The 11956-nt window shown below is 31.2% G+C and carries 7 protein-coding genes; 2 read left to right on the forward strand and 5 right to left on the reverse strand.

Annotated features, from left to right (window positions below; genetic code table 11):
- Positions 1 to 253: 253 nt before the first annotated feature.
- Positions 254 to 562, reverse strand: coding sequence for a metal-sulfur cluster assembly factor (locus tag CD113_RS06070; RefSeq protein ID WP_002465312.1), 309 nt, complete (start codon positions 560 to 562; stop codon positions 254 to 256).
- A gap of 111 nt (positions 563 to 673) precedes the next feature.
- Here CD113_RS06070 and CD113_RS06075 point away from each other — a divergent pair, with 111 nt between their 5' ends.
- Positions 674 to 1498: a Cof-type HAD-IIB family hydrolase gene (locus tag CD113_RS06075; RefSeq protein WP_002465313.1), complete on the forward strand. Its 825-nt coding sequence runs from the start codon at positions 674 to 676 to the stop codon at positions 1496 to 1498.
- Positions 1499 to 1538: 40 nt separating this feature from the next.
- A complete protein-coding gene (locus CD113_RS06080; RefSeq protein ID WP_002465314.1) occupies positions 1539 to 2861 on the forward strand; it encodes a CoA-disulfide reductase in 1323 nt (440 codons plus the stop codon).
- 98 nt (positions 2862 to 2959) lie between these two features.
- On the opposite strand, the gene CD113_RS06085 is transcribed toward CD113_RS06080, so the two are convergent.
- The 4 genes from CD113_RS06085 to addB all read right to left on the reverse strand — a co-directional run bounded on the left by CD113_RS06085 (position 2960) and on the right by addB (position 11710).
- Positions 2960 to 3361 carry a YisL family protein gene (locus CD113_RS06085; protein WP_002465315.1) on the reverse strand — a complete coding sequence of 134 codons (402 nt, stop codon included), beginning with the start codon at positions 3359 to 3361 and terminating at the stop codon, positions 2960 to 2962.
- A gap of 201 nt (positions 3362 to 3562) precedes the next feature.
- Positions 3563 to 4465 (reverse strand): fumarylacetoacetate hydrolase family protein, encoded by a 903-nt coding sequence (locus CD113_RS06090; protein ID WP_002465316.1) that lies wholly within the window; start codon positions 4463 to 4465, stop codon positions 3563 to 3565.
- Between the two features lie 126 nt (positions 4466 to 4591).
- On the reverse strand, positions 4592 to 8242 hold the full coding sequence (addA, locus tag CD113_RS06095) for a helicase-exonuclease AddAB subunit AddA (RefSeq protein ID WP_002465317.1): 3651 nt from the start codon (positions 8240 to 8242) through the stop codon (positions 4592 to 4594).
- Positions 8243 to 11710 (reverse strand): helicase-exonuclease AddAB subunit AddB, encoded by a 3468-nt coding sequence (gene addB, locus CD113_RS06100; protein ID WP_095092612.1) that lies wholly within the window; start codon positions 11708 to 11710, stop codon positions 8243 to 8245.
- Positions 11711 to 11956 lie beyond the last annotated feature (246 nt).

Below are 11956 nucleotides of genomic sequence, written 5' to 3' on the forward strand. Positions count from 1 at the left end.
CTATTGTTGACACTAAAAAATTAAGTTTACCTTTGCCATTATGTATTATGTATTGTAATATATCTGTAATATATTTTCAATTCATATCATATTAATTTTTTATATAATTACTATAGATTTAAACAGACTTATAGCTATTGAAATAAAAAAAGATGAATTAAAAACGTTAACGTTTTTAATTCACCACTGTTAATCATATTTATTCAAGTATAATCTCTCAATAGAGTTTAATCATAAACTTATAACTAGCTAATTAACTAACACCTAGAGCAATTTTAGCGTATCTAGACATCATATCTTTTGTCCAAGGTGGATTCCAAACGATATTAACTTCTGTATCTTGTATCTCTGGAATTTCAGCTAAGACACTTTTAATTTGTTCAACAATTTGTGGTCCTAATGGGCATCCCATTGAAGTCAATGTCATTTCAACTGTACATAAGCCGTCATCATCTACATTAACTTTGTATACTAAACCTAAATTAACAATATCGATGCCTAATTCAGGGTCAATTACCATTTCAAGTGCACCTAAAATGCTATCTTTTAATGCCTCTTCCATACTTATCACCTCTTCATTTATATCTTAGTCCTAATATATCAAATATCCGACAAAACGCCAATAAAATGCTATCATGTATTTATATGAAATCAGTACTATAAGGAGAAATATATGCAACCACATTTGATTTGTCTAGACTTAGACGGAACACTATTAAATGATAATAAAGAAATCTCAAATTATACAAAACAAGTACTTAATGAACTACAGCAACGTGGTCATTATATTATGATTGCTACTGGACGTCCTTATCGTGCCAGTCAAATATATTATCACGAACTTAATTTAACAACACCAATAGTAAATTTCAATGGTGCTTATGTTCATCATCCAAAAGATAAAACATTTAACACGGTTCATGAAATATTAGATTTAAATGTTGCACGTAATATTATACAGGGTTTACAACAATACCAAGTTTCAAATATTATCGCTGAAGTTAAAGATTATGTCTTTATTAATAATCACGACCCTAGATTATTTGAAGGATTTTCTATGGGTAACCCTCGTATTCAAACAGGAAATTTACTTGTCCAACTTAATGAATCACCAACTTCACTGTTAATCGAAGCTGAAGAAGACAAGATTCCTGAAATTAAAGAAATGCTTACACATATTTATGCTAATCATATAGAACATCGACGTTGGGGTGCACCTTTCCCAGTTATAGAAATTGTCAAACGAGGTATTAATAAAGCACGTGGCATTGAACAAGCTAGACAATTTTTAAACGTTGATGCTGAACATATTATTGCTTTCGGTGATGAAGATAACGATACAGAAATGATTGAATATGCCCGTTATGGCGTTGCCATGGATAACGGTCTAACAGAGTTAAAAGAAGTAGCGAATAACGTTACTTATAGCAATAATGATGATGGTATCGGGAGATATTTAAATGATTTCTTTAATTTAAATATGAGATATTATTTTTAAGATTAAACAGTTCACCATTTAACCAAAGGAGGCTTTTAGTATGTCAAAAATAGTTGTAGTTGGCGCAGTTGCCGGAGGTGCTACTTGTGCTAGTCAAATAAGACGCTTAGATAAAGATAGTGACATTATCATTTTTGAAAAAGATAGAGATATGAGTTTCGCCAATTGTGCATTACCTTATGTTATTGGCAACGTAGTTAATGATCGCGATTTGGTTTTACCCTATAATCCTGAAAAATTTTATGACAAAAAAGAAATCACTGTAAAAACATATCATGAAGTCATTTCGATTAATGATGACAAACAAACAGTGACTGTTGTTAACCATCACACAAATGAACAATTCGAAGAATACTTTGATTATTTAATTTTAAGTCCTGGTGCTAGTGCAAATAGACTTAATTTCGATAGCGATATAACATTTACACTTCGTAATCTAGAGGATACTGATGCAATTGATTACTATATTAAACATAATAATGTTCAACGTGTGTTAGTTGTAGGTGCAGGCTATATTTCTCTTGAAGTTTTAGAAAATCTTTATGAGCGAGGATTACAACCGACGTTAATACATCGTTCTGAACAAATTAATAAGTTAATGGATAGTGATATGAATCAGCCTATTATAGATGAACTAGAACGTCGACATATATCTTATCGTCTAAATGAAGAAATTACTAATATTAATGGAAATGAAATTACATTTAAATCTGGTAAAATAGAGAACTATGATATGGTTATCGAAGGTATTGGCACACATCCAAATTCCAAGTTTATTGAAGGTTCCAATATTACGTTAGATAATAAAGGATTCATCTCTGTGAATGACAAATTTGAGACTAACATACCGCATATTTATGCTTTAGGAGATGTTATTACATCACATTATAGACATGTTGATTTAACAACAAATGTTCCTTTAGCTTGGGGTGCTCATAGAGCTGCAAGTATTATTGCTGAACAGATTGCTGGAGATTCATCAATTGAATTTAAAGGTTTCCTTGGAAGTAATATTGTGAAATTTTTTGATTATACTTTTGCAAGTGTTGGAATAAAACCTAGTGAATTATCTCAATTTGACTATCAAATGGTTGAAGTGAATCAAGGTGCTCATGCGAATTATTACCCAGGAAATTCCTCTTTACACTTAAGAGTATATTTTGATACCGCATCAAGACAAATTATTCGTGCAGCAGCTGTTGGAAAAGAAGGCGCTGACAAACGTATTGATGTCTTATCAATGGCAATGATGAATAATTTAACTGTAGATGACTTAACTGAATTTGAAGTCGCTTATGCCCCTCCATATAGTCATCCTAAAGATCTCATCAATATGATTGGTTATAAATCACAATCCCATTAAGGATATTCATATTTTTATAGTTAACAAATAAACACCACTTCCCAGTTTTATGAGAAGTGGTGTTTTATTATACTTATATTACATTAGGCAATTAGTTCTTAACCTAAACCGAACATTTTAGAGATTGGTCCCCAAGGCAAGATAACGCCAATCACCATCGTTACTATAATTAAGCCAATGGTTGACCAAAATAAAGTATGACTTGGCTCTTGTTTCTTTCTTTTCGCTATTGTAATTTCCATTAATGCAATGACGCCGATACCACATAACATTTTTAACGTAAGTAACATGTGGTTACCACCGCCACCATGACTAGCAGCCATAAATTCCTCGATTAATGCCCAAAAACCTGAAATTAATGTTAGCAACATAAATAATCTTAAAGCCATATGTAATGGTTTAAAAAAAGGTGTTGCGCCTTGTGCTTTAGAATAATTAAGATAACTAGCAACAAATAAAATAATTGCTAAGACCCAACTTAAAATATGCAAATGTATCATACTATTCCCCCGCTAATTAATATTGTTTCATTATGATAATAGTTTGTCATTTTAACAAAACTATTTCACTATAAAATATATACTTATTTTACATACATGAACATACATTTTAACATACTATGTTATTTAATAAAATGACTGTGATGCAAAAGTAAAAGCACTCTATGAAATGAATGTCAACAGAGTGCTTTTAATATATTATTATTTTGAAATATAAGTAGTCAATGTACCGATATTATCGATAGTTACTTTAACTTCATCTCCTGGTTGTAGGAATTGCGGAGGTTGTAATCCTGCGCCAACGCCTGCTGGAGTACCAGTAGCAATAATATCTCCAGGATGTAATGCTACGTATTTAGAAATTTCTTCGATTAATTCATCAATTTTCAAGATCATCTCACCAGTATTACCATCTTGTCTAATGTCATTATTTACTTTTGTAACAATATTAACATTTTCTGGTAAAGGTAGTTCATCTTTAGTTACAATATATGGTCCCATTGGGCAACCACCTGTTAAACTTTTAGATAAGAATGCTTGATCTTGTTCAGCCTGTGCTTTTCTATCAGTAATATCGTTAATAATTGTATAACCATAAACATAGTCTAAAGCTAATGCTTTAGGAATCTTTTCACCAGATTTACCGATAACGATTCCTAATTCACCTTCATAATCTAATTGATCTGTAATATCTTTATGATTAGGAATTGTTGCATTATCACCTGTTAATGATGATGCTGCTTTAGTAAAGACATACAAACGTTCAACTTCATGATTTAATTCACTAGCATGCTCTTTATAATTTCTACCAAAAGCAATAACATTATTTGGTGGTGTCACTGGTGGTAAAAATTCAATATCATTGAAAGAAATTTTGTAGTCTTCTGCTTTACCACTATCTTCTGCTGCAACAACTGCTTTACGAACTTGCTCTTGAAAATCTAAAGTATGATTTTGTTGTAAACCTTCTAACAATGTTTTTGGATGGAAATTGCCTTCAGCAAAATCAGCAAAAACTAATGATAAATCCCAAACAGCATCTTCACGTTTAACTTTAACGCCATATGAAGTTCTGTCATTATACTTGAATGATAAGAATTTCATTCATACTCAACTCCTCATCTATATCTTAATTCACATTATAACTTTTTTCGTTATCAAATAACAAATAAATAAGTAAGAAAATTTTGACAGTAGTCTAAAAATCTATATTTGTACAAACTTAACGTATTATAATTCTAATGTTCCAAATTTGAAGAAATACAAATAACCATGAACCGTAGTATTTAAAATAGTTTGTAACGTATTACGATAATAATTCATTTGTATGCGATATTTTTCTTTTAACTGTTGTCCTAATTCTTCATCTGTCATACCACGACGACGGTTAAAGGCATCCGTTTTGTAATCGACGAAATAATAATGACCATCTTTAACGAAAATTAAATCTATCATCCCTTGAATGATTGAAACATCCTCATCTTCTTCAGGCATATTATCGACCATTGCTTGATTCACTACAAATGGTAATTCTCGAAATACTTGATCTGCTTGAGCAATTGTTAAATATAAATCACTATGAATAAATGACTGTATTTCAGTTATTCTAATATCTTTTTTAGCACTCTCATCGATAATATGATTACTAATTAAACTGTCAATATAATCATTTAGTTCTTTGTCAGTTAATCGTTGTTCTCTAAAAGGCAAATGTTGCATCACTGTATGCATCAAGGTACCTATTTCATTTGCTTTTCTTTTGCCTTGCTCACTTAAAAATTTAGGACGTTCGTAAGATGCATAACCAATACGATATTGTCTGACACGTTCATAACTTGTGCCACTTTCTTCAGTTTCTAATTGTCTTTTTAATTCAGAAACCGATTGTTTAGATGGTTTGAGTGTATCGTTAACATATGGGTATTGATAATCAAGTTGATATGCTATCTTCGCTTTAACATCTTCATTACCTTGTGTCATTGATTGTAAATAACTCACAGTTCTATAGTCATCATCATTATCTGTTACTTCTGTTGATACATCTTCAAAATAATCAATATTAATATTAACCTTAGGTTGTATACTTTCATCAAGGTTGACGATATCCTTTTCAAATTTCAAATCATCAGGAATATTCATTGACTGATGTTTTGCTAAGATGCTATAAATTAAAGAAAATGGATTGGCTGCTGTTAAGCGTTCATTAACTGCTATCAAGCCATTAGATACAGAAAGTTGTTCCAATGATTGTAATACTTTATCATCTTTAACACGTCCAATCAGGAAGAGTTTTTCTTTAGCTCTTGTTAGTGCTACATAAATGAGTCGCATCTCTTCTGAAATCATTTCTTTTTCAGTGATTGCTTTATATGCTACAGAAGCTAATGATGGGAAAGCCATGTCTTTTTCTACATCAAAGTAATCCATTCCTAAACCATATTGTTGATTTAAAATAACTGGTCTCTTTAAATCTTGTTTATTAAATTGCTTCGATAAACCAGAATATATGACAAATGGAAATTCTAGCCCTTTACTACTATGAATTGTCATCATTCTGACAACATTATCATTGGGACCAACAATATTCTCTTCACCAAAATCTTTACCCCTACTTATTAATTCATCAATAAAACGAATAAATTGATATAATCCTCTAAAACTAGAATTTTCAAATTCTATCGCTTTATTAAATAGACCATATAGATTAGCACGTCTACCTCTTCCTCCGATTAGACCACTAAAATATTGAATAACATAATGATCGTTATAAAATTTATCAATGAGTTGATAGACAGGATGATCTTGACTATATTGTTGATAATATTGGATGTCTTTAATAAAACGTTGTAATTTATCTACAAGTTGTGTGTTAGCTTCTTCACTTGTCATATAATTCATTATTGATTGATAGAAGTAATCATCATTTGAACTAATAATTCTAATTTGAGCAAGCTCATCTTCAGTAAACTGATAAATGACTGAACGCATTAAGCCAACTAAATATATATCTTGTAACGGATTGTCAATTGTTCTTAAAAATGACAATACTAAACGGACTTCTGTTTGCTCAAAATAACCTTCTCTACTATTCACATGAAATGGTATATCTTCATTTTTAAAGGCTTGTTGTAAATTTCTAGCTTGTCCAAAACTGCGTTCTAAAATAACGATATCTTTGTACGTTGCATTTCTATAACTATCTGTTTTAATATCATAGACTTTATAATGATTTAAAATATCTTTAACTTGTTCAACAATATATTGTGCTTCCTGTTCAGTGCCGGTCAATTCACTATCTTCTGCACTTGCTTCAACTAAGACATTTAAATTAACTGGGTTTGAAGCATTATCAAATGGTGCACCATAATAAAGTTGTGCTGCTTCATCATAAGTCACTTCGCCAACTTGGTCATCCATCATATGTTTAAATAAGTAATTTGTTGTTGTTAATACTTCGGAACGTGATCTAAAATTTTGTGATAAATCAATTCGCCTACCACTATGAGCGCCGTCTAAAGTAAAGCGATTATACTTTTCAATAAATAAACTTGGGTCAGCTTGTCTAAATTTATAAATAGATTGTTTAACATCACCAACCATAAACAAGTTACCATTATTTTCTTCACCCGTTTTAATACATGATAATATTTTTTCTTGTACTCGGTTAGTATCTTGATATTCATCGACTAAAATTTCATTAAAATGTTGACGATATGATTCAGCAATTTCTGAAGGCGTTCCGTCACTATTAGTTAAAATTTGCAAAGCAAAATGTTCATAGTCTGAGAAATCCAAAATATTTTTGCTACGCTTTTTTAGATTAAATTCTTTCATAACATCTTTTACAATTGTCGCTAAGTAATCGACTCTAGGTGCTAACAGACGCATATCATTTTGTAAATCTTCAGTACTTCGTGAAAAATAGTCATTTTTAACTTTATCAATTAATGACTTATATTTTTTATAATGTTCCTTTGCATCCTCTAAAGCTTCAATCATCATGTCATTTGTTTCTTTAATTTTTGCTGTAACATTAGGTAACCGCTGTCCAAATTCATGTCCAATTAAAAAGTCCGTATTGACTAAGCCACCATCTAACACATGCGTCATTAATTGACGTTCATCTGCAATAACCGCTATATGTTTCTCTACACCTTCTGCCATACTAAATAAATCATATGCTTTATTTAAAGATTCATTGGCAGCTGTTAAAAAAACTTGTGATAAATCTATTAATAATTGCAACAATTGTTGTTGTTTATCATCATCTGTATAAGATTGAGCTAATTGATTTAGCCATACTTCAGGATCTGGGTTAGCAACACTAAAGAAATACAATTGTTTAATAATATTTCTAAATTGTTCATCACTTCTATCTGAAGATAACTGTTCTGTTAAATCGATAAATGCAGGATCTAACTTATCATAATGACTTTCAATAACTTCATCTATTGTTTGTTCTAACAATAAAATATTTTCTGCTTCACTACTTGTTCTAAAATTCGGATCAATATCTAAGACATCATAGTGTTGCTGAATTAATGTTAAACAAAAACTGTGTAACGTTGATATTTGTGCTTGATGTATTTTAATACGTTGGTTCTTTAAATGTTCATTGTTAGGATCTGCTAATGACGCCTCTTGAATTCGTTGATCCACCCTATGTTTCATTTCTCTTGCACTTAGATTAGTAAATGTAACGACAAGTAAGCGGTCAACGTCAATACCATCACGCAATATTTTTTGAATAATACGCTCTACAAGAACTGCTGTCTTACCTGATCCAGCTGCTGCTGCTACTAAAATATCTTGTCCAGAGGCATAGATGCTTTGCCATTGTGCATCTGTCCATATAACATCTTGCGGTTTTTGCGGAATCATTTAATTGTCACCTCCATCTAACTCAATATCTTGTATCGCTTCTATTGGATTAATTGATTCATCAACTGTACGGTAGCGTTTACTATCAATCATTCCGTCGACATGACAAACAGATTGATAACTACAAAATTGACATGGTAATGTTTGTTTGTATTTTAAAGGTGCCACTTCTGTATGGCCATCCATAATATTAGAAGCTGTGTCTATAAAGTTATCTTTGTTATGCTGAATGAATTTATATATTGTTGCTTCATCTGCAACTTGACTGCCCTTTTTAGTAATTGAGCCATCTTTAGTAAGTCCTACTGGAACAATATCAGAAGTAAATTTCGGTTCTAATCTCGTATCTAATGCTTCGATGACTTCTCTATCACTATTAACTAAACCGCTCAACTTAAAGTTTTTAATTAATTGTTGTTCAAGTATTTCTTCATCAATGTCTGCCCATGATTTAAATTTTATACGCGGCTCGTGTACATGGAAGTATAGTAAACCACCAGGTTTCACTTCTTCAGTCAAACCTAATCGTTTGTGATTTTGTAGCACAATATCCATATAAGTCATCATTTGCATTTGAAGACCATAGTAAACTTTAGTTAAGTCTAATGTTGCACTTCCAGCTGATGACTTATAATCGATTATATTAACGAAACTTTTATCATTTTTAGAATACGTATCAATACGATCAATTTGTCCTCTTATATTGATAGGAATACCTTGAGTCGTTGTTAACGTTTGTGCTACTAATTCTTCCTCTGATCTTGGTTGACGTCTAAAACTAGTTTCAAAATATTTAGGCATAAATTTTGAATACGTTCCTTGATACTTCAGTGCACTAAGTGTTGTTTCGACAATGACCCCTATTCTACGTGACAGATAGCGATAATATGCTGAAGAATTTAATAGATTAAATTGTACTTTAGGTAGAATGTCTTCAAGTGCTTCAGATGTTAATTGTCTAATCTTATACATATCCAAATGCTTAAAATCACCATTAATACGTTCTGAGATATATTTCAATACTGAATGGAAAATATCTCCTAAATCAAAATTTTGCAATTCATATTTTGTGCGTTCATTAAGACGTAAACCATGCGAAGCATAATGCTTAAATGGACATTGCATATATCCTTCAAAGCGAGATACGCTGGCGTTTATTGTTTTACCATATAAATCTTCAGACAGTTTTTGTCCTAATTGCACGGTGTCATTTTCAAAAGTTAGCGCCGACATTAAATAATTTAAACCGCTGTTTAAATGATGATTATCACGTATAACTTGGTAAGCGTCTAACCAACTATCTGCCACTATTTCTTCATCGAGCCAAGCTCTTAAGGATTCAAATAACGTAATCTTCGTTTGTTTCGTATGTTGCATTAATGATAACGGAGCAACTTCGTGCAGTTGATGAATATTCACAATTTTAAAGTCACTAAATAATGCTCTAATTTGTTCTAAAAATGGACTGATTTCTTTATCATCTCCGCTATTGCCCATTAAACTATATGACAATGTCACTTGTTGTCTTGCTCTAGTCATCGCAATATAACATACAAAAGCTTCGTCCATTTGTAATATATCTGATGTAGGACTCAATTCAACTTGAGCTTGTTGTTCAAACATTTTCTTTTCATCATCAGTAATTAAACTAGATGCAGAAATCGGTTGTGGCATTATACCGTCATTCATACCTACTAGATAGACATGCTGTTTATTGTCTACTTTAGCTAAATCCATCGTTCCAATACTAACTTGATCCAGCGTTTGAGGAATCATTACAAATTCCAATTGTTCTAGACCAATATCAAATACTTCTAAAAATCTTTGCAAAGTTATTTCCTCTGTATCAAATACAGTGACTAAATCATCTAATATTCCAAGAAGTCCATTCCAAATCTGGTCAATTTCTTCAGCTGCTTCATGTTTACCACTTGCATCTAATTCATCTCGTTCAGTCATAAGTTGATTGGGTAATTCAAAATATTCCATGCTTTCATAAAAAGCTGTTGCAAAGTCACGTACTGTTGTTGCTTGTGACATTTGTTGTTCAAAATACATGATTTTATCGATAACATCATTTTTTAATTTAACAACTTGTTCAAATTCTTGTCGTTCCTCGTCAGTTAATTGATGTTCTTTACGTCCCATTTTTCTAAATTGCTCTACATGAAATAAATCTTCATCTAACCAACGCTGACCATAGATACCTCGTTCAAGAACAAAATTTTCAAGTAAATCAATCAAATAGTCACTATGTTTAACTTTTGCAGTTAAGACATCTGTTTTAAATAACCGTAACATTGGATTAATATGCCATTTAGACTCTATTACTTCAATCAATGAACGTATCATTTCCATAACAGGATGATGCGTCATTGACCGTTTAGTATCGATGTTAAATGGAATATCATATAACGGTAAAATGGATTCAAATAAATAAGCATAACTGTCGTCACGATATAAAATTGCAATATCTTGAAATCTAATGTGATTATCTCTTACATCTGCGATAATGCGACGTGCGATTTCATTAATTTCTTCTCTCATAGTGGATGATTCTAAAATTTGAAGATGACCCTGTATTGTAGTGGGATTGATTTGTAAGGCATCGAATTGTTGTTCAAGATGTCTTAAATCATTATTGTTAAAGCGATACACTTCGTTAAAGTATCTTTTTTCTAAAGTTATATGTAAATCATTAGCAATTTCTTCTAAATGGCGTAATACTTCAGACGGTTTTCTAAATAAACTAAATTGATCTTCATTACCATCTGTTGTAAGTAACACAGTGACATTTCGTGCATGCTTTACTAATTCTTTGATGATTTGATATTCAATCGTGGAAAAGTTATGAAATCCATCTATATATATATCTGCTTTTGTGATCCATTGTGAATCAGCGATTTTAGCAATAAATAATTGTAAGGCATCTTCACCAGTAATATAGTCATTAGCTAAACGCTCTTCAAACTTACGATAAATTAATTCAATATCTTGCAGTTTATGCTTCGTCCGTGTTTGCACTGTATTATTTTCTAAAAATTGTTGTAAATGATCTGGAGTGACAGTATATTTTTTAAAATCTTGAATTTGTTCAGCTAACTTTTCACTAAATCCATAGTAACCAGCTTGTGAGCGATATAATTTCAACTGTTGCTGTTGTTCTTGAACAATATTGTAAATCATCATTTCAGTAGCTGCTTTAGATAATTTTTGTTCACTATAGCTACCTACTTCTTGAAAAATTCGATGGCTCAAACGTTCAAAGTGTAAAACTTCTGTTCTTAGACTTCCATTTAATTGTTTATCATTAACAAAGGCTTGTTCTAATTGAAACGTGCTTTGTGTAGGTGCAATTAATATGATTGGATCACCTAGAGGTTGTTGTTGCATTTTTTCTTTAATTTCAGATAACATTTGTGTCGATTTGCCCGTACCAGCTCGACCAAGATATGCTTTCATTGCCATCTTTACCCCTCACTTTCTTTGATTCATATTTTAACACAGTGATTAGCGCAGAAACCAAATTTTATTAGAAAGATGTCAAAGCGTCATATACTGTCCTTTGGCATATAGTTAATCATTATTTCATTGGTAATTAGATAATATTAACTTAAATTTCCTATTAAAAATAATTAAAAAACTCACATTCAACTTAATTATGAATGTGAGTTCAACATATTAATATGTCTTATTTATGATCAGGACCGAAAT

The organism is Staphylococcus simiae (genome assembly GCF_002902085.1).
GTDB classification, from domain to species: Bacteria; Bacillota; Bacilli; order Staphylococcales; family Staphylococcaceae; genus Staphylococcus; species Staphylococcus simiae.